At 33.0% G+C, this 20,974-nt stretch carries 12 protein-coding genes; 10 read left to right on the plus strand and 2 right to left on the minus strand.

All coding sequences use genetic code 11. The features are described from left to right. The first annotated feature begins 67 nt into the window (after positions 1-67). The 9 genes from FNW52_RS17105 to FNW52_RS17145 all read left to right on the plus strand — a co-directional run bounded on the left by FNW52_RS17105 (position 68) and on the right by FNW52_RS17145 (position 16,321). The gene (locus FNW52_RS17105) at positions 68-2,446 is read left to right on the plus strand and encodes a TonB-dependent receptor (protein WP_143378700.1); all 2,379 of its coding nucleotides are present in this window, start codon (positions 68-70) and stop codon (positions 2,444-2,446) included. A 274-nt stretch (positions 2,447-2,720) separates the two neighbouring features. After that, entirely contained in the window at positions 2,721-3,833 is a 1,113-nt protein-coding gene (locus tag FNW52_RS17110) for an alpha/beta hydrolase (RefSeq protein WP_143378701.1), read from the plus strand. Positions 3,834-4,286: 453 nt separating this feature from the next. Continuing rightward, positions 4,287-5,462: a PepSY domain-containing protein gene (locus FNW52_RS17115; RefSeq protein WP_143378702.1), complete on the plus strand. Its 1,176-nt coding sequence runs from the start codon at positions 4,287-4,289 to the stop codon at positions 5,460-5,462. Between the two features lie 188 nt (positions 5,463-5,650). Beyond that, positions 5,651-8,065: a TonB-dependent siderophore receptor gene (locus FNW52_RS17120; RefSeq protein ID WP_143378703.1), complete on the plus strand. Its 2,415-nt coding sequence runs from the start codon at positions 5,651-5,653 to the stop codon at positions 8,063-8,065. 230 nt (positions 8,066-8,295) lie between these two features. Further along, the gene (locus tag FNW52_RS17125) at positions 8,296-12,336 is read left to right on the plus strand and encodes a response regulator (RefSeq protein WP_143378704.1); all 4,041 of its coding nucleotides are present in this window, start codon (positions 8,296-8,298) and stop codon (positions 12,334-12,336) included. Beyond that, on the plus strand, positions 12,337-13,149 hold the full coding sequence (locus tag FNW52_RS17130; RefSeq protein ID WP_143378705.1) for a protein-glutamate O-methyltransferase CheR: 813 nt from the start codon (positions 12,337-12,339) through the stop codon (positions 13,147-13,149). It begins immediately after the preceding gene. A gap of 133 nt (positions 13,150-13,282) precedes the next feature. Continuing rightward, positions 13,283-13,846: a chemotaxis protein CheB gene (locus tag FNW52_RS17135; protein ID WP_143378706.1), complete on the plus strand. Its 564-nt coding sequence runs from the start codon at positions 13,283-13,285 to the stop codon at positions 13,844-13,846. Then, positions 13,836-14,933, plus strand: coding sequence for a response regulator (locus FNW52_RS17140; RefSeq protein ID WP_143378707.1), 1,098 nt, complete (start codon positions 13,836-13,838; stop codon positions 14,931-14,933). The genes FNW52_RS17135 and FNW52_RS17140 overlap by 11 nt, the downstream gene beginning before the upstream one ends. A 521-nt stretch (positions 14,934-15,454) precedes the next feature. Further along, positions 15,455-16,321 (plus strand): hypothetical protein, encoded by an 867-nt coding sequence (locus FNW52_RS17145; protein WP_143378708.1) that lies wholly within the window; start codon positions 15,455-15,457, stop codon positions 16,319-16,321. Positions 16,322-16,403: 82 nt separating this feature from the next. Here the strand turns inward: FNW52_RS17145 and FNW52_RS17150 are convergent, their stop codons facing one another. Then, a complete protein-coding gene (locus FNW52_RS17150) occupies positions 16,404-19,037 on the minus strand; it encodes a valine--tRNA ligase (protein ID WP_143378709.1) in 2,634 nt (877 codons plus the stop codon). 160 nt (positions 19,038-19,197) lie between these two features. On the opposite strand from FNW52_RS17150, the gene FNW52_RS17155 reads away from it, so the two are divergent. Then, positions 19,198-19,587 (plus strand): DUF1573 domain-containing protein, encoded by a 390-nt coding sequence (locus tag FNW52_RS17155; protein ID WP_143378710.1) that lies wholly within the window; start codon positions 19,198-19,200, stop codon positions 19,585-19,587. Positions 19,588-19,637: 50 nt separating this feature from the next. Here the strand turns inward: FNW52_RS17155 and FNW52_RS17160 are convergent, their stop codons facing one another. Then, complete coding sequence (locus FNW52_RS17160) at positions 19,638-20,969, minus strand: PDZ domain-containing protein (RefSeq protein ID WP_143378711.1); 1,332 nt, start codon at positions 20,967-20,969, stop codon at positions 19,638-19,640. Between the last annotated feature and the right edge of the window lie 5 nt (positions 20,970-20,974).

Consider the following 20,974-nt stretch of genomic DNA (forward strand, 5'->3'; position numbering starts at 1 on the left):
ATCGCTTTAAAATACTGGTACTTTTGCGTAAAAATAGTAATTTTTAATCAATCTAAATAAGAATAACATGACTTTCAATTCTCAAAAAGTAAAAAATATTTTTACTTTAACCATGAAAATGGCTTTTATATTTTACATTTTAATTGCTACAAATGCTTTTGCACAGCAAACTCAAGGAACAATAAAAGGTATTGTAACGACATCCGACGATCAGGCTGGTAGCTCGGTAACCGTTTTGATTTCGTTACTCAATAAATCAACAATTACAAAAGAGGATGGTTCTTTTATATTCAATGCTGTACCCACAGGCACTTACGAATTACAGATAGAACTAAACGGATATGAACCTATAAAAAAACAAGTTATAGTATCGCAAAATAAAACGACAGAAGTTGCTGTACAATTACAATCTTCATTAAAACAATTAAATGAAGTTGTAGTCGTTTCGGCAGCTAAGAAATTTGCTGAAAAGAAAAGCGAATATGTTTCAAGACTGCCTATTAGTAATCTTGAAAACCCACAAGTATACACTGTTGTACCCAAAGAGCTGTTGCAGGAACAAATAGTTGTTGATTTTAGAAGTGCCTTAAACTCGGCTCCTGGTTTAAACAACGTAACTCAAAGTGTGGGTTCTGGAGGTGTTGGCTTAAGTTTAAGAATGCGTGGTTTTAGTGGTTCATCAGCAGCAGGATCTATTCGTAACGGAATGAACACTAACTGGGTAACGATGAGTGACCCTGTAAACTTAGAAAGTATCGAAGTAATCAAAGGACCATCTGGGACGTTGTTTGGTTCTGCATTGACTACTTACGGAGGCCTTATTAACAGAGTGACAAAAAAACCATTCGAAACCACCAAAGGAGAAGTGAGCTATTCTACTGGCAGTTGGGCTCTAAGCCGTACTACTATTGATTACAATACTCCTCTTAACGAAGATAAAACAATACTTTTTAGAGTAAATGCAGCTTTAGACAATCAAAAAACCTGGCAAGATTATGGAAAAAGCAGCACCTTTGTAGTTGCCCCTTCGTTTACCTATAAAGTAAGCGACAAATTAACGTTAGACTTCGATTTAGAATTATATAAGGGAAGCCGTAACTCGATTTCTATCGGTTTAGGAAACCCTGGCCCAACAGCGGCCAAAAGTCTTAATGATTTGAATTTTGATTTCAAAAAATCATATTCAACAGATGATTTACAATCTGAGGCTAAAAATACTAATGTTTACGCAAGAGCTACTTACCAATTATCAGATCAATGGGTGTCGCAAACTAATTTCTCTAATGCTTTTACAGACAACAAAGCCAACTATTTGTTTTTACTAATCAATACCGATGCAAATTTACAAAGAAGACTATACAACATTAATAGTGTTTTCAAAACAACTCAACTCCAGCAAAATTTCATTGGTAATTTTAAAACAGGAAGTATTAAACACCGATTATTGCTAGGGCTTGATTATACTTACATCAGTACTAATGACAACAGATGGTTAATTAACTCCTATGATGTTGTAACAATTAACGGGACAACACCATTCATCAATATGGAAAAATACAAATCATTAATTGCTGCAATGCCTGCGCCAACGGTAACCAACAATAGAGATTTAAGAACAACTAGTGCCTACGCATCGGATGTCGTAAATTTTACCAATAAATTAATTGGAATGGCAAGTGTTCGATTTGATCACTACGAAAATAAAATTGCCAATTACAATCAAAATGCAGTTTCGCCGAAATTCGGTTTAATTTATCAAGTTGTAAAAGATAAAGTTTCGATTTTCGGAAATTACATGAACAGTTTCTCAAATGTTGCTCCAGGCACTACTGCAGCTAATCCGGCTGAAGTAACCGAATTTAAACCTGAACAAGCCAATCAGTTAGAAGGGGGTGTAAAAGTAGAATTGTTAGGCGGAAAACTGAACGGGACTTTGAGTTATTATGACATTGAAGTAAAAGACAAATTGCGTACCGATCCAACAAACAATATGTATTCTATTCAAGATGCCACACAAAGAAGTAAAGGTTTTGAAGCTGATTTGATTGCAAATCCATTTAGAGGATTCCATATTATAGTAGGATATGGGTACAATGACAGCGAATATACCAAAGCAAATGCAACGACTCAAGGCAAAAGACCTTATTCTACTCCAGCCAATGTAGCCAATCTTTGGATGAGCTATAAAATATTAGACGGAAAAGCCAAAGGAATTGGTTTTGGTTTTGGAGGAAACACACAAAGTGACAGCTTCCTGAATGATGCCAATTCGTTTACTGCAAACGGATATACCGTAATGGATGCGACAGTGTTTTACGAAAAACAAAAAATTAGATTGGGTTTAAAACTAAACAATATTACTAATACAGAATATTGGTCAGCCGATTATTGGGCAAACATGATGCCAACAAGACAATTGGTAGCCAATCTTACCTTCAAATTTTAAACTTTTTAGTTAGTTAGTAACCGAGTTGTCAACTCTTAATAAGGTTGATAACTTGGTTTTTTTTTGACCGTTTTGCATTAAGCAAATGTTTTAAAATAAACCGCATAAAATGTATCAAGTCTTGAAATTGATTATGGTATCAGAAACATTCACATTGGTTTTTAGGAGGGTAGAATCAGAAAGACAATTACCTTATTGACGGGACTAATTCGTCTGTTTCTATCTGTTACCTATTTTGCAATTTGATCCGGACGTAATAATATAATTAATTAAAATGAAAAAAACATTCCTCCTTCTATTTGTCCTATTTTATTTAACCCCTTCTTTTTCACAGGACAGTATAACCATTGGCACTAAACACCATATTTACTCGAAAGTGTTGAATGAAGAACGCTCTTTTTGGGTTTATCTTCCGCCCGACTACAACAATACAAAATTTGCTCCTGCAAAATATCCTGTCGTTTATTTATTGGATGCCGAAAACAATTTTCATTCTTTTACGGGACTACAGCAATCTTTAGCAAGAGGACCTTATGCTATGACTCCACAAATGATTGTGATAGGCATTACCAATACCAATCGAACTAGAGATTTAACCCCAACAGCAGCCAATGAACCAGCTTTTTATGACAAAAGCAAAAACTCTTTTCCGCAAAGTGGTGGCAATAAAAATTTTATATCCTTTTTAGAATCCGAATTGCGTCCCTATATCGATTCTCATTACAGAACATCTGGTTATAATGTATTGAATGGGCATTCTTTTGGTGGGTTAACTGCCGTGAATATTTTACTTAATCATACTCAATTATTTAATGCCTACAACATTATAGATCCAAGTCTTTGGTGGGATAATGAAATAATGATTAAGAAAGCCGATTCCATCTTCAATAAAAAAGATTTTGAGAATCGCAGTATTTATGTGGCTATGGCTAATAAAACAAACATTCTGCAAGACACCACTACCGATATGGCAAGGGGAATTAGAAAGTTCGAAAAATTATTAGTTTCTAAACAACCAAAAAATATTCGTTGGGCTTTTAAATATTATGAAAATGAAGACCATGGAACCGTACCCATTCCAGCAGAATATGATGGTCTACGATTTATTTTCAAAGACCATTTGGTACAAGTAAAAGAAGCGGTACATGACCCATCACTTGTAGAAAAGCAATATGCAAAACTTTCGAAACAAACTGGTTTTACTTTTCTTCCAACAGAAAGTTTCTTAGATTGGATGGGAAATTATTGTCTAGAAAGAGACCAACTCGATAGTGCCCTTACTTTTTTTCAAATGGCAGAAACGGCATATCCCAGTAGCAGTAATGTGCATTTAAGCTTAGGCAAAACGTACGAAAAAAAAGCTGCTAAAAATAAAGCTAAACTTTAAATCCTTAAAAGCCCACCAAGGAGAAATAGAAACAAAATTAAATAAGCTTGTCCGTAATCATACCTAACAAAAAAAAACTGACACAGATTCCACAGATTAGCACAGATTTTCAATATAACAGAGTATTCAATTTGTGAAAATTTGTGGAATCTGTGTCAAAAAAACATCCTTTAGGTATCAATACGGACAATCACAAAATTAAATATACTTGAAAGGCAAATTATCGGCAAGCGTCAGTTAGTATCAAATAGCCATAACAGACGGATTATTATTCTACGACCAACCTAAGAACCTCTTAAAAGCAGACAGTATTATGGTGCTTACGGACAACCTCAAAAACCATTATCCTATTTGTTTATGTGAATTTCAAACCTTAATTTTTTTACATTAATTACTACAAACAAACCCCACAACTAGAAATACAGTTGCGGGGTTAGTTTTATTTATTTTTATATGAAGAACAAACAAACCAGTCAACCCGAAAAAAGAAGCAAACAAAAAAACAAATGGAGCAAGCTCAACAGCTGGTTGCATTTATGGCTAGGACTCAGCTCCGGAATAATTGTATTCATTGTATCACTTACTGGAGTGTTATTTATTTTTTGCGACGACATTATTGATGGCCTTGCCTACGATTCATTGTATGTTCAAGAAGTAAAACAACAAAAACTTAGTCCGGAAGAAATCCTAAAAGCATTCAAACAAGAACGTCCCGATAGAAAAGCATCCTATTTTGTTACCTATAGGGACCCGAAAAGAACCCTAAAAATAGCCTCTTCGACCAAAGACAGAGATTTACAATTTTCTTGGGTAGATCCTTATACTGGTAAAGTATTAAGTTCGAGTCGTGCTTATGATTTTTTTTATATCATCGCACACATTCATAGTGGCGAAATGCCCTTCGGGAAAACTGGGCGTCTAATTGTAGAAATTGCGGTTTGGATATTTTTAATAGAATTGGTAACGGGACTTATTTTATGGTGGCCCAAGAAATGGACTAAAACGACACGCCAGCAAAGTTTTACTATAAAGACAAAAGCAAGTTTCAAGAGATTGAATTACGATTTGCATAACGTTCCCGGATTTTATATCCTGCTTCCAGCTTTACTGATTACCATAACGGGATTAATCGTTGTCAATACACCATTAAATAATGCTACTCAAAAAGTATTAGGAGGAACACCAGACGCCTATTCTACCATGCGAGACATTAAACCAGAATACGATGGTAATAAAAAATTTGCGCCATTACCCCCTGTCCTCGATCAGCTTTTTGCAACAGACCCATCCTTTCAGCAAGTACGAATGTCAATTGCTTCCAAAGACAGTATAACAAGTTATTATGCAATTGCAGCGGAAGAAATAGGATTAAAAGGCATACAAAACGGCAGAATATTTACCATAAACCGATACACCGGAAAAGAAATAAAATTACCTGAATCTTTAACAAAAGGCCTAAAAATAGATGACATGACCATGAATCTACACATTGGATTTTGGGCGGGTTGGTATGGGAAATTTTTCAATTTCATAGTTGGGATTGTCTGCACAGCGTTACCCGTTACTGGTTTTATGATATGGTGGGGAAGATTCAAGAGAAAAAAAACCGCAAAAAATACTACATTCTAAAAACAAAACACTCTTTATAATCTAAAATCCTACACTAAAAAGCAATGTCTTTTTTTGGAAACGACTGCAAATCAAGACTATTAAAATTCATTTAATATATTATTAATATTTAGTCTAAATAAGTTTGCTGAATCGAGAATCAGGTTTTACCTTTGCAACGTTATTTTTAATTATTCCAAATAAACGACATGAAATATATTTTACTCCCCTCAATTTTTTCTCTATTTTGTTTCAGCTTACAAGCACAAGAAACAGCTAGTGTTGCACATAATCCAAATGATAAGGAAATATATTATTTCTCATCAGACAGTATAAAAACAGCAAACGACACCGTAAAGAAAAGAAGAGGTGAAGTCTTAAAAGAAGTTGTTATAACCGCAAACAAACAGCCAAAACCAGTAACAGCCTTACGTTCTGGATTAAAACCAATGGACACGCCACAAAGTGTACAAGTAATTGATGCCGAAATTATCGAGCAACAACAAGCTATCCGTTTGAGTGAAGTGCTAAAAAATGCCAATGGTGTGTATGTAGGTTCAGCTCGTGGTGGTGCTCAAGAATCTTTTTTCTCAAGAGGATATGACATGTCTGCCAACAATATGTTTAAAAATGGTTTCCGCTATAATGCAGGATCCATTCCTGATGTTGCTTCTTTAGACAAAGTAGAATTCCTAAAAGGAGGTTCAGCCTTATTATACGGAAATGTAGCGCCTGGAGGGATATTAAACTTGGTCACCAAAACACCTTCTTTCAAAAGCGGTGGAGAAATATCCATGCAAATGGGAAGCAATGCTTTCTACAAACCGTCAATTGATTTTTACGGTCCTTTAAATAAATTTATAGCTTATAGAATTTCAGGTTCTTACGAAAACGCAGAAAGTTTTAGAGATGTAGTAAAAAGTGAACGTATCTACATCAATCCCTCTTTCCTTTTTAACGTAAGCGATAAAACACAAATTACAGTACAAGGAGATTATTTGGACTCCGATTGGACTCCTGATTTTGGAACAGGAATAATTGGAAAAGATATTTTAGATATTCCACGTAACACTTATTTTGGGGCTCTTTGGTCAACAGGAAATACAAAATCTTCTAGTGCTTCGCTATTATTAAATCATGATTTCAATAAAAACTGGAAACTTAATTTCAATAGTTCTTTTCAAAAATATGATAGAACTCAAAAATCAACTGCTCAATTATCTAATTTAAGCGATCCTATAATCTACCCAGTTTCTGGCTACTGGAATAGAGGATTAGTTCAAAATAAAAACTTAGAACAAATACTTGGAGACCAATTAAGTTTACAAGGAACTTTTAACACAGGAAGCATCAAGCACCAAGTATTTACTGGTGTAGATTGGGAAAATTCATTTGCAACTGCTTACACTTATGCTTTTAACGAAAAAGCTGTAAAAGAAAGACTTTTTGACGGAACATATAAAATTAACCCTAGTCTTTATGACACTGTCAATCTTAATAATTTTGATCCAACTACACAAAGAAACGATATACCTAATGCTAGAGTTACTACAATAGCAAATACAGACACGAATCGTTTTGGGGTTTATGCTCAGGATTTAATTTCGATTACAGATCAAATTAAAGTTTTAGCGGGTATTCGTTGGTCTTGGCAAGAAAGTGAAGTTTCAACATATAAAGAGAAATACGACGCTGTTAAGGCAACTCAAACTATAACTCCTGAAAATGCAACAGCTGATGTAACTCCAAAACGTTTAGATAACGCATTTTCTCCAAAAGTTGGATTAATTTTTCAACCAACGAAAGACATGTCGTTATTTGCAAGTTATTCTAGCTCTTTTACACCAAATACTGGGCTGACAGTTGACGGTGATGCACTAGAAGCTTCTATCATAGATCAATATGAAGCAGGTATCAAAAAAGACTTTTGGAAAGGAATTTTGAGTACTAACGTTACTGTTTATCAAATTACAAACAGTAATTTAGCACAAACCGCTCCATTTTTGGCAGACGGGGTTACTGCTAATACAAATTCACAAATAAGAGTATTAAGCGGAGAAACAAAAAGTAAAGGAGTAGAAATTGATGTTACCGCTAGACCGCTAGAAGGCTTGAGTATCAATGCAGGTTACAGTTATAATGATATGCGTTACACAAATACATCTGGTAAAGAGGGAAGTTTTGTCGAGGGGGATCGTGTAGCAAGAACTCCAAAAAACACAGCGAATTTAAGCTTTTTCTATACCCTGCCAACAGGAATTCTAAAAGGGTTATCAGTAGGAGCCATTGGTAATTATGTTGGTGACCGTATTGGTGGTTGGAATAATTTATACTATTATGAGACCCTTTTTAATCCAAGTACAGGTCTGCCATTTATTGATACAACAGATCCAAAAAAACCAAAGCCTCTAAAATCAACTACTCTTACTGTTCAAGATAGAGAAGTTCCTTTAGCAGGATATGTTACTATTGATGCTTCTATAGGTTATACTTGGAAACAATTCTCAATCTTATGTAGACTATCAAACATTACCAATGAGTTAAATTATACCGTACACGAAAATTACAGTGTAAACCCAATTGCGCCACGTCAGGTAATGACAAGCTTAAAATATAAATTCTAAAAACCTTAATTTGGTTTTATTTTATACCAAAAATTTTCTGCAATTTCATTTGCAATAAAGCAACAAACCTCGTTTAGAAATAGACGGGGTTTGTTGTTTAAAAAAACATCGACATTGCAAGTATATTAAAAAAAATAATGGCTTACAATTACGCATTTATTTTTTAACAGACTTTATATTAGAATATTAACACTAAAAACGTTACCTTAGATTCAACCAAATCTAAACCTATGTGGAAATCTTTATCAATTAAATCGCAATTGATTTTAGTCTTACTATTCCCAATCCTCGGGTTAATTTATATGACTGTTTCAAATATTAATTCCTCTTTAGACAATTATGCAGCTATAGATTCCAGTTCAGAGAATATAAAGAATATATCCGTCCTCTCCAGAGGTATATTCGAAATTAGTGTCGAGAGGGGATTTTATAATTATTCCTATTATGACACTTCAAAAAAAGACAGGTTTAGTCTAGAAAAACAATTGACCAATGAATGGTTTTTAAGAACTCATATTAAGGATACTGTAATCTCTAAAAATCTTAAATCATTACAGAATTCCGTATTAATTCTTCAATCCAATATTGAATTTGGAAGAGAAACACCAAAAACTGCATATATAAAATATACTCAATTTAATGATGTTTTAAACAATTTAATCGAAAGAGAAATTATTAATTGTAAGTCTTCTGAGTTAACCAAATTAGCCAACAATTATTACAATTATGTTATATTAAAAGAGGCAGCCTTATTAAAAAGAGAGATTATTTTACAAAGATTGATAGATGATAAAAACAATGACGAACTAGACAATTCACTATTAAAATTATTCTATGAAGCAAAAGATTATGAAAAAGCGGTTGATTTTAAATTGATTAATTTCGCTTTTAATACTTTAAACAAAGACTTGATTGAATTTAAGAAATCAAGTAGTTTATCCTCTTTTAATGCTGATTCTAATTTGATTTTTGAAAAGAAATTAGAAATGTCCCCTGATCTATGGTGGACAAAATCATCTGCTATAATTCCAAAATTTACTGAATTAGAAAAAAACAATTTGGCATTTATTCTTGATTATGCCAATAAAGAAAAACAAGCGGCATTAAGATCAATTGTAACTCTATTTTCGCTTTTGTCCTTATTTTTAATAGGGACATTTATTCTTATTTACAAACTAATTAAGAATCTATCTACTTCGCTCAATGCAATAACTGAATCGATAAAAAAAATATCTCTCGGAGAGATTATTAAAAAACCTACTTTTTCCGGAAATGCCGAATTTATAGCCATAAGTCATTCTTTTAATGAATTATTAATAGCCATAAACGAGCAAATCGATTTAGCATTAAAAATAAGTTCTGGGAATTTTGGTTCAGAAATTAGCTTAAGAAGCCAAAACGACTTACTAAACATCTCAATGAACGCCATGTCATTAGAACTCAATAAATTTCATAACGAATCTGCAAAAAACAGTTTAATCGAAAAAAAAATAATTGAAATCAATAAAATAATTATAGAATCAAAAGACTTGAATGAGTTTGGAACAAATATTTGCCAAACTCTCGTGAAACAAACCCAAGGTTGCCAAGCTAATTTTTACATTAGTAAGAGTATTAAAAACACAAATCAATTGCAGAAGATTGGCGGATATGCTGACGATAAAAACACACCTAGTGTAATAGCAATGGGAGAAGGACTAGTTGGAGAAGTTGCAAAAACAAATCAACAAAATTGCCTGAATGATTTACACAATCAATATTCCCATATAACATCTTCACTTGGTGAATACCCATATTATAATGTTTTAATAACACCAATATCTTATAAAGAGGAAGTAATTGGGGTAGTCGAAATTGGATCGTTAGAAAATTTTAATGACAACCACAAAAAATTATTGATCGCCATATCTGATTCTATTGGAAGCGCAATAAAAGTTTTCATACGTAATGAAGAGTTGAAAATATTTTCTGAGGAAATAAACGACAAAAACAACATTCTTCAAGTGCAAGAAGAAGAACTCCGATTAAGCAATGAGGTTTTGAGCAGACAAACTATGCTCTTAAAATTATCCGAAGAAGAATTTAGACATCAAGCAGCCGAACTAAAACAAACGAACGCTTTTTTAGAAGAAAAAGGACAGGAACTTGAATATAAAAATAATGAAGTGGGATTGAAAAATGAGGAATTGGTTATTGCACAAGAGGAGCTAAATACTAAAGCAGAGGAAATTGCACAAGCCAGTAAATATAAGTCGGAGTTTCTAGCAAATATGTCCCATGAATTGAGAACACCATTAAACAGTATATTAATTCTTTCTGATCTTTTAAAAGACAATACTGCCGGTAATTTATCGGAGGCACAAATTGAAAATCTTTCGGTTATTAATTCTTCTGGAAAAGATTTATTGAATTTGATTACTGACATCTTGGACATTTCTAAAATTGAAGCTGGTAAAGTTGAGGTGTACCCCGAAAAATCCATTGTCGAAAGAGTTTTTTCAGACATGGATGGATTATTTAGAGCTCAAATGCTGAAAAAAAATGTTGAATTTACGGCCCTTATTTCTGATGATTGCCCTAGAGAACTTCATACCGATATTGGAAAATTAGAACAGATTCTTAAAAACTTCCTGTCTAATGCACTAAAATTCACCCCCGGAAACGGAAAGGTTACTTTGCTTTTTTCTTCAAGTAATGGGAAAAACGGTTTTACATCGCCTATATTATCAAAGTTAAATTCAAATGAAATCCTCACTATCCATATAGAAGATAACGGCATAGGCATATCCGAAGAAAACAAAAAGAAATTATTCCAGACTTTCCAACAGGCAGACAGTTCCACCAGCAGAAAATATGGCGGGACAGGTTTAGGACTCTGCATTTCAAAAGAATTAGCTATACTCTTAGGAGGAGAAGTAGATTTTCAGAGTGAATTAAATAAAGGAAGTGTTTTTAGTCTTTATATTCCAGCTACATTTCAAGCAACCAATTCAAAAGAAAAAAATCAACCAAGCCTAGAGGAAAAGCCACAACCTTCAGATGTCACTTTAGATTTAACAGAAAATTTAAATGACGACAGAAGTTTCGTAACCATTGATGACAAAACAATATTAATTATCGAGGACGATGCATCATTTGCCGAAATACTCTTGCAAGTGGCACATGACAATGGATTCAAAGCAATTGTTGCCTATCAAGGAGAAACAGGATATCAATATGCGAAAAAATACAACCCAAAAGCAATTATTCTGGATATGAAATTACCCGGAATTGATGGATGGACTGTTTTAAAATGGATAAAAGAGGATAAAGAACTGCAACATATTCCGGTGCATGTAATGTCAGGCATGAATAGAGAAAAATTGGCCAAAGAAATGGGTGCATTTGATTTTTTAATCAAACCAATAACGATCGAAAAGCTAAAAAAAGCTTTTGAATCTATTGACATTCAAATCAATAAAATCTTTAAAAAAGTATTGATTGTAGAAGATGATGTAAAGCTTAATTATTCTATCAAAGAATTAGTTCATAATTGCGATAGAAATGTCATTTGCATCCAGGCCTATACTTTCAATGAAGCAGAAAATATTTTAAAAAATGATGATATCGATTGTGCTATTATGGACATAGGATTACCCGATTCACAAAATATTGATACCATATCGGCTCTTAGAAAAACATCAAAGAACAGTGATATTAATATAATTGTAAATACTGGAAAATCACTTACCGAGGATGACGAACTAGAACTTCAAAATAGTGCCGATAAAGTGGTCATTAAAACGAATAATGTTACCGAAAGATTAAAAGATGAAATAATACTCTTTTTAGATATGGTGCAGACCACAGATAAAAAAGAACACAAACTCGATCATAATTTATTGGGAGGAGAAGTGCTTAAAGACAAAAATATTTTAATTGTTGATGATGACATTAGAAACATATATGCCTTATCGAGTGCCTTATCCATAAAAGGAGCATCCATTTTGACAGCTTTTAACGGAATTGAAGCCCTAGAAATACTTCATAATAATTCTACTATCGATATTGTTCTAATGGATATTATGATGCCGGAAATGGACGGCTATGAAGCAACCCGAAAAATTAGAGAAAATCCAAAATGGAAAAACCTCCCTATTATAGCATTGACCGCAAAAGCAATGAAAAGCGACAGAGAAGATATCTTAAACGCAGGAGCTTCTGATTATCAATCTAAACCAATCGACATCCAACAGCTTATTTCATTAATTAGTATCTGGATTTACAAATAGATGATAGAATTTAACGATCTCAAAGAAATTGTTTTTCTGGTAGAAAAGCAATACGGATACGATTTCTCAGACTACTCTAGAGCTTCAATGCTTAGACGTATCAATCGATTTATGGAGATTTCAAATATAGGATCAATTGTTGATTTAAAATATGAATTAATAAACAATTCAGGGAATTTCAATACGTTTTTGAATGAAATCGTGGTCAATGTCAGTGAATTTTTTAGAGATCCCAGTTTTTTTAAATCTTTAATAACCAATGTCTTTCCCTATTTAGAAAGTTATCCAAAAATAAACATTTGGAGTGCTGGATGTTCTTTTGGAGAAGAAACGTATTCACTTGCCATTCTTTTAAAAGAACTCGATTTACTGCATAAATCCAGATTATATGCCACGGATATCAGTTCTAACGCCATTGAAAAATCAAAAAAAGGAATTTATTCAAATAAGAGTTTTAAGGAATACTCCAACAATTATTTTTCTTGCGGTGGAAAAGAATCACTAAATGAGTATTTTATTTCTGATGGAAAAAAATCAATTATAAATTCAGATTTAAAAAAAGAAATCTTATTTACTCGTCATAATTTAGTTGCCGATGGAGTTTTTAAAGAGTGCCAACTTATTTTATGTCGAAATGTGCTAATCTATTTTAATGAAGATTTACAGGATAAAGTATTAAATCTATTTTATAATAGTTTACCAATACATGGTTTTTTGGCTTTAGGCAATAAAGAATCTTTACGATTTAGCAGCGTTTTTGATAAATTTAAAGAAATTGATAGCACGGAAAAAATTTATCAAAAAATAAAATAATACCGATTATGTATTCAATATAGTCCAATAATCCCGTCCCGATAATTATCGGGAGCTATCGGAAGAACTTTTTTTATACTATATCCGCATTATACCAACATTTTTTTGAGATTAATTAATAAAATGGCATACTATGGAAATGATTATTATTGGCGGTTCTGCGGGTTCTTTTAGTATCATCTTATCTATTCTCAAAGGGTTGGATAAAAAGATACAAACACCGATTGTAGTTATTTTACATAGATTAAAAAATGCAGACTCCTCTCTCGAAAAACACTTGCAATTACACTCCCACTATAAAGTCAAAGAAGCGGAGGATAAAGAAGTAGTAAAAAAAGGTTTTCTATATACAGTACCCGCTAATTATCACTTGCTTTTAGAAGAAAACAGGCGCTTTTCATTAGATACATCAGAATTAATAAATTACAGCAGACCCTCAATTGATGTCACCTTCGAATCATTTTCGACTGTTTTGAAAGAGAAATGCAGCGGAATATTACTCTCCGGATCCAATCATGATGGCGCAAGAGGACTAAAATTAATTGCCGAAAACGGAGGAAAAAGTATCGTTCAAGATTGCAATGAAGCCGAATTTGATGTAATGCCAAAAGCAGCAATTCAAATTTATGAGCACCACAAAGTGTTAACATTAAATAATATAATCAAAAACTTAAATAAAGAAAGCTATGGCCATTGAGAAACATACCCTATTACTTGTAGACGACTTGCCGCAAAATTTAATAGCTCTAAAAAGTATTTTAGAACATCCCGATAGAAAAATAATTACCTGTTTATCTGGGATGGAAGCCTTGCAAATTTTATTAAAAGAAAAAATTTCCTTGATTCTTGTCGATGTCCAAATGCCAGAGATGGATGGATATGAATTTGTAGAAATAGTGAAGAATCATCCCGATACGGTCTTTATCCCAACCATTTTTGTAACAGCAATAAGCGATGAACCAAAATATCTGAATAAAGCGTATGACTTAGGGGCAATTGATTTTTTATTCAAGCCGCTAATTACTGAGGTAACCCGCAAAAAAGTGGATTCTTTTTTACGAATTTGGGATTACGACCAAGAGTTGAAATTATTAAACAATAAACTTCATGAAAAAAACGCAGAATTAGAGCAATTTGGCAACATTTTAGCACATGATTTAAAAACTCCTTTAGGAAACATCAAAAGTTTGTTGGAAATAATTGAAGAAGATCACTTTTTGAATCTCAAAGGAGAATCTGCCGAAATGTTTGAGATGGTTAAAACCTCTACCTCTATTATGTCTAATCTGATAGAAGATTTGCTTCATTACACCAAGTGTGTCCAAGATAATGAAGGAAAGGAAAATGTAAATTTATTGGCTGTTGTCGAGAAGGTAATTAAGCTCATAAACCCATTGGGTAATATTCAAATTGAAAAAGTAAATTTGGATAAAACCATCTTATTTCAGCCTCCTGCCATTCATCAAATAATAGCCAATTTATTATCGAATGCTATAAAGTTTAATGATAAAGAAATTACAAAAATTATAATTGAGTTTAATACCGCAGAACGCTCTTTATCTATTAAGGACAATGGTCCAGGTATCGATGAAAAACACCATAAAAAGGTATTCGAAATGTTTCAGACCTTAGGCAATAAACCCAGAGGCGAGAGCAGTACGGGAATCGGTTTGGGCTTAGTCAAAAAACTAATCGAACGTAATGATGTGAATATCAGCATAAACAACATTCCGAACTCTGGTAGTGAATTTTTGATAACCGATCTGATTGTTGAAGATTGCTGATTGGAATAGTTTCCTAGGAAAATAAAAAAAAACCTCTCAATTATTTTGAGAGGCGATTTTAAATTTTAAAAAAAGGCTAAAACCTATTTCAAGCCAGATAAACTTTACTTGGTTCCCAAAACAAACCCGACAGGTTTTCAAAACCTGTCGGGTTTAATATTAAAAAAAAACTATTTCAAACTCACTAAGCTATACTTCCTCATTAAATTAAAAACCAGAGAGCCTCATTTACCTAGAGCCTCTATCGTTCTAGATGATATCCTTGGGTCTATCTTATTTGTAAAAACAGGTACATTTAACCTATTAATGTGTTTTGGGTATAGTCACATCGAAAACTTTCTCATTATTTTAATAGTAACATTTCCCCCTCTCTAGTCTTATTTATAACTAAAAATAAATCCATTTTAAATTAGATTTACATTATGGGGCTTTTATTAAATACTACCATTTGCGAGGTGTTTTTATTATATTTGCAGAATCTAAAATTGACAAAAAAAATCTTTTCTTAAAAAACCATTTAAATGAATAAACTAACGACCATAATTGGAGTATTATTATTAATCTTTACCTCTTGTTCAGAAAATGAAACAAAAGAACCAACTGAAGAACCGACTGAAGAACCAGCTAAAGAACCAACTAAAGAAAACAGTAAACTATTAATCAAAACAATACAAGAAATTAGTCTTTCAAGTGGTTTGTCAACTACATTTACTTATGATGGATTTAAAATCAAAGAAGCCTCAACAATTGGTATTAATGTCGGTCAATATAAAATTACCTATACTTATACCGGAGATTTAATTACTCAGGAAGATGGTTATATAAATGATATACTATACGTTAGCAACGAATATACTTATGAAAACAATAAGTTAAAAACTGCTATCTTTAAAAACACAAATAGCGGTACGATTTTTCCGCCTATGAATGAAACCAAGTTAGTATATAATTACTTGCCTGAAAACATTGTCGAAATTAATAGTTACACCTTTATCAATAATTGGCAACAAAGTCAGTTTACACCGAAAGTAAAAGTATATTTTAGTGGCGACAACATTATAAAAAGGGAAAACATAAACCCAGATGGCAAGGTTACTTCTGTAGTTGATTATAAATATGACAACACTCCTAATATATATTTAAATATAATTGGGTTTAACAAGTTGTTTTTTAAAAATGATTTTACAAATAATTTTAATCGCCATTTTTTTATTCAAGGCATTAGCAATGCGAATAATTTGATACATTTCAAAAATACAATAAATGGAATTGTTGCTGAAGCTGAGCGTTATGGTTACAATACTAATTTAGATGGCTATCCTAAAGAAAAACTCAGTTATTATGACAGCAACCGATATCTTGTCGAAAAAATGTATACTTATTATTAATTTTTATGATACTATAAAATTAAAAAATCCCATCTCAAAATAGTACTGAGATGGGATTTTAAATTTCAGAAAAGTCTAGCTCTTACTTCAAACTCACTAAACTCTGCTCAATCGTTACAATTTTAGAAAGTGCATCGGCTTCTTTTTGTCGTTCGTTTGCCAAAACTTTTTCTGGCGCACCAGCTACAAATTTCTCGTTTGCCAATTTGTTTTGAACCGATTTTAAGAACCCTTGCGTATATACCAACTCAGCAGTTAGCTTTGCAATTTCAGCTTCCACATCAATATTTCCTGTGATTGGAATAAAATATTCATTCGATTTTACTCTAAAGGATAACGCTCCATCTACTTTGTCCGAAACGTATTCTAATGAAGTGATGTTTCCTAATTTGGCTACAACCGAATCAAAATAAGTCGAAACTTTATCATGGTTCACCACTTTCAATTCAATCGTATCTTTAAACGGAATATTCTTGTCCTTACGAATCGTTCTAATTCCCGAAATCACCTCAATCGTACTTTCAAAATCGGCAATTAATTGTGCGTTGAAAGGTTTCATTTCTGGCCAAGTAGAAACAATCAATGCTTCCTCAGTAGTTCTTTCAGCCAATATTTGCCAAATTTCCTCTGTCAAAAATGGCATAAAAGGATGCAATAATTTCATATTGTTTTCTAACATTTCTATCGCTTTCGCAAAAGTTACGCTGTCAATGGGCTGTTGATACGCCGGTTTGATCATCTCGAGAAACCAAGAACAGAAATCGTCCCAAACCAATTTGTAAATCCCCATTAAAGCATCGGAGATTCTGTATTTTTCAAAATTATCTTCAATTTCCAAAAGTGTTTGTTGCAATTTAGCTTCATACCATTCAATAGCCACTTTAGAAGACTCCGGCTGTGGAATAGCATCCGATACCTCCCATCCTTTGATCAATTTGAAGGCATTCCATATTTTATTCGAAAATGCTTTTCCTTGATTGCACAATTCTTCGTCAAACATAATGTCATTTCCCGCAGACGCACTCAAAAGCAATCCTACACGAACTCCATCGGCACCAAATTTTTCAATTAATTCTAATGGCTCTGGTGAATTTCCCAAAGATTTAGACATTTTACGACGTTGTTTATCACGAACCAATCCGGTTAAATACACATTCGTAAAAGGTTTTTTACCTGTATATTCGTAACCTGCTATAATCATTCTCGCCACCCAGAAAAACAAAATATCCGGACCCGTTACTAAATCATTGGTTGGATAATAGTATTTAAAATCTTCACTTTCTGGATCCATAATTCCCCCAAAAACCGACATTGGCCACAGCCAAGAAGAAAACCAAGTATCTAGAGCATCTACATCTTGACGAAGATCAGAAGTCAAAAGTGAAGGATTAGAAGTTTTAGCTTGAGCTAATTTTAATGCTTCGTCTATATTTTCAGCAACCACGAAATCTTCTTTTCCGTCTCCGTAGAAATAAGCTGGAATTTGTTGTCCCCACCACAATTGACGAGAAATATTCCAATCACGAATATTATTTAACCAATGTGCATACGTATTATTAAAACGAGCGGGATGTAATTTCACATCGCCATCAACCAATACGGATTGTATCGCTGGTTTTACTAAATCTTCCATTTTCAAGAACCATTGGTCAGACAAACGGGGTTCAATCACCGCTTTCGTTCTTTCAGAAGTTCCTACTTTATTAAGGTGTGTTTCAGTTTTTGCCAAAGCACCGCTATTTTCTAATTCTTGAGTAATCTCAGCACGAGCCACAAAACGGTCTTTACCTTGATAATGCAATCCGAAACTATTTAGCGTTGCATCTTCATTAAAAATATCAATAATTTCAAGATTGTGCTTCTCCCCTAGCGTTTTATCATTCATGTCGTGGGCTGGAGTTACTTTAAGACAACCAGTTCCAAACTCAACATCTACATATTCGTCTTCGATAATCGGAATCACTCTTCCGCAAATAGGCACAATCGCTTTTTTCCCTTTCAAATGAGCAAAACGCTCATCGTTTGGATTGATACAAATTGCAGTATCTCCAAAAATAGTTTCCGGACGCGTAGTGGCTACAGTCAAGAAATCTTCGCTTCCTTCGATTTTATATTTTAGGAAATACAATTTTCCTTGTTGTTCTTCATAAATTACTTCTTCGTCAGACAAAGTCGTTTTGGCTTCAGGATCCCAGTTTACCATTCGGTAACCTCTATAAATCAAACCTTTGTTATATAAATCCACAAAAGATCGAATTACAGATGCCGACATATCTGGGTCCATCGTAAACTTGGTACGTTCCCAATCACAAGAACAACCCAATTGTTTCAATTGATCGAGAATAACTCCACCATATTTATCCGTCCATTCCCAAGCGTGTTTTAGAAACTCTTCACGCGCTAAGTCATTTTTATTGATTCCTTCGGCTTTCAATTTGGCTACTACTTTAGCCTCAGTGGCTATAGATGCGTGATCCGTACCCGGTACCCAACAAGCGTTGAAACCTTTCAAACGTGCTCTTCGAATCAAAACATCTTGAATCGTATTGTTAAGCATGTGCCCCATGTGCAAGACTCCAGTCACATTGGGAGGAGGAATTACAATGGAATAAGGCGTTCTATGATCTGGCTCCGAATGAAAATAATTATTTTTCATCCAATAGTCATACCATTTATTCTCGATAGTTTTAGCGTCAAATTGTGCGGGAATTGTCATAAAAAAGTAACTGTTAAAACCAAAATTGTACTTTGGTTTGATTTTTGCTATTCATATAAAGGACAAAAGTAAATAATTAAGCACAGTATAAAAAGAGAAATAAAAAATTGTGCATTAATTAAAAGATACTACTTTTACTATCCTACTAAAAAACAAGAAAATGAAAAAAATTGCAACTTTAATCGTAATGCTGTTTGCTAGCAGTATTGGCTTTGCTCAAAGTGGCTCAAAAATTGAATTTAATCAAGCCGAGAACACTATAGATTACGGAAAAATATACAAACAAAGTGACAATGGGATTCGGGAATTTACATTTACCAATACCGGAAACGCTCCATTGACCATTATCGCGATTCAATCTACAGCCAGTTGTACGATAACTTACAAACCGAGTCAACCTATTTTACCCGGAAAATCAGATAGAATTGAAATAAAATACAATATGGTTCCTGGTCCCATACGAAAAACTATAACTGTAGAAACGAATGCAGTAAACTATGAAGAAGGGCGAGTGCCATTAAAAATTAAGGGAGAAGTAATTTCTAACTAAAAATAAATTCTAAAAAGCCGCTAATTGATAAATTCAAAATAGTGGCTTTTTTATAAAACATCCAATAGTTGAAACCTAAACTTCATTACTTGACTATTTCTTTCTATTTCTAAATCAATCCATTTCTCCTCTTCGGATCTAAACATATCATTTATTCTTTGCAAAGAATAACTATAAACAGCAGATTTATTAATCGATATAATAACATCTCCGACTTTTAAACCACAAAGGTCTGCAGGAGAATTTTTCCTAACATTCGCAATCTCGTAAATAGGTTTTAAATTGAATTTATATTTAAAGTTGTTCGTGACTTTTTCGCCTCTCGCATCAAAAGTATCGCCTCTAGAAATAGGAATTGTTTCTAATTTTACCGTTTCCTGCACCCATTGCAACCCATGATGCTGTATCTCTATCCCACTTTTATTGTACGTGAAAGGCTCATTAAAATCGGAATTTTTTCTTAAATACAACTTTTCATTTTTATAATCAAAAACAACCAAAAATCGTTTTAAAAGTCCACCTCCTATCGATCCAAGTCGATTTTCAACCATGCGAACACTTTTTATGGAACTAGCGTCTGGAAAAGCAACAATAGGATTACTAAATGAAAATTTATCAAATGAAAATTCAGAAACCCTTGCTCTTTTCCCTTCGATGTCCCCGCTAAAACCTTTTCCTAAAAAATCTTCAAAATTTCTAGAAGGAACTTTTATATCATCTGATAAATCTTGAAAAAGCCAAATAGAATCGCTATTTCCGTTATCAATTAACAACTTTATTGATACATTTTTTTGATCTATCAACACATTTCCCAACAAATAAGGCTTGTGCTTTTCAACAGTAATAGAGACTTCCTCATATCTTTTGCGTAATTTATTACTATTTACTTCATTATTCTTAGAAACCGTCAGCTTCTTTTTCGCATAGTTAATACTCACTAAATTATCCTTAAAAAAATGGTAACCGATAATCCCATTCACAGGGATTCCTATTTGAGACGACAAATTAAAACTCTCATCAAGAATAACATAAATAAGCTGATTCATAGATTTCAAACCGTCAATTTCAAGAATATTATTGGTTGTTTTTAGTCCTTCTATAGATTCTTTGCTTCCCAAACCTCTTAAATTTATTTTCTCGGAATTATAAAATTTGACTTCTGGATTATCTTCTAAACTAAAAAGAATAATTTCCTCAACACCAGTATCGAGCAAAAAATTCAGTTCTACTCCATTGACTTTTATAGGAATAAAAACCAAATTATTAATTACTTTAATAGAGACACTTACTTTATCTACATTTTTATCAAATACAAACTCATCCTGTGCAAAAACAGGCGTAATTATTATTAAAAACAGTACTATGTGTCCGATTTTTTTCATATAAA

This window comes from Flavobacterium sp. ZT3R18 (genome assembly GCF_007097385.1).
Taxonomy (GTDB): domain Bacteria; phylum Bacteroidota; class Bacteroidia; order Flavobacteriales; family Flavobacteriaceae; genus Flavobacterium.

Bases quoted from the DNA above. Each gene is read 5' to 3' on its own strand.
- FNW52_RS17105 (WP_143378700.1), top strand. From the start codon at position 68: ATGACTTTCAATTCTCAAAAAGTAAAAAATATTTTTACTTTAACCATG.
- FNW52_RS17110 (WP_143378701.1), top strand. From the start codon at position 2,721: ATGAAAAAAACATTCCTCCTTCTATTTGTCCTATTTTATTTAACCCCT.
- FNW52_RS17115 (WP_143378702.1), top strand. From the start codon at position 4,287: ATGAAGAACAAACAAACCAGTCAACCCGAAAAAAGAAGCAAACAAAAA.
- FNW52_RS17120 (WP_143378703.1), top strand. From the start codon at position 5,651: ATGAAATATATTTTACTCCCCTCAATTTTTTCTCTATTTTGTTTCAGC.
- FNW52_RS17125 (WP_143378704.1), top strand. From the start codon at position 8,296: ATGTGGAAATCTTTATCAATTAAATCGCAATTGATTTTAGTCTTACTA.
- FNW52_RS17130 (WP_143378705.1), top strand. From the start codon at position 12,337: ATGATAGAATTTAACGATCTCAAAGAAATTGTTTTTCTGGTAGAAAAG.
- FNW52_RS17135 (WP_143378706.1), top strand. From the start codon at position 13,283: ATGGAAATGATTATTATTGGCGGTTCTGCGGGTTCTTTTAGTATCATC.
- FNW52_RS17140 (WP_143378707.1), top strand. From the start codon at position 13,836: ATGGCCATTGAGAAACATACCCTATTACTTGTAGACGACTTGCCGCAA.
- FNW52_RS17145 (WP_143378708.1), top strand. From the start codon at position 15,455: ATGAATAAACTAACGACCATAATTGGAGTATTATTATTAATCTTTACC.
- FNW52_RS17150 (WP_143378709.1), bottom strand. From the start codon at position 19,037: ATGACAATTCCCGCACAATTTGACGCTAAAACTATCGAGAATAAATGG.
- FNW52_RS17155 (WP_143378710.1), top strand. From the start codon at position 19,198: ATGAAAAAAATTGCAACTTTAATCGTAATGCTGTTTGCTAGCAGTATT.
- FNW52_RS17160 (WP_143378711.1), bottom strand. From the start codon at position 20,969: ATGAAAAAAATCGGACACATAGTACTGTTTTTAATAATAATTACGCCT.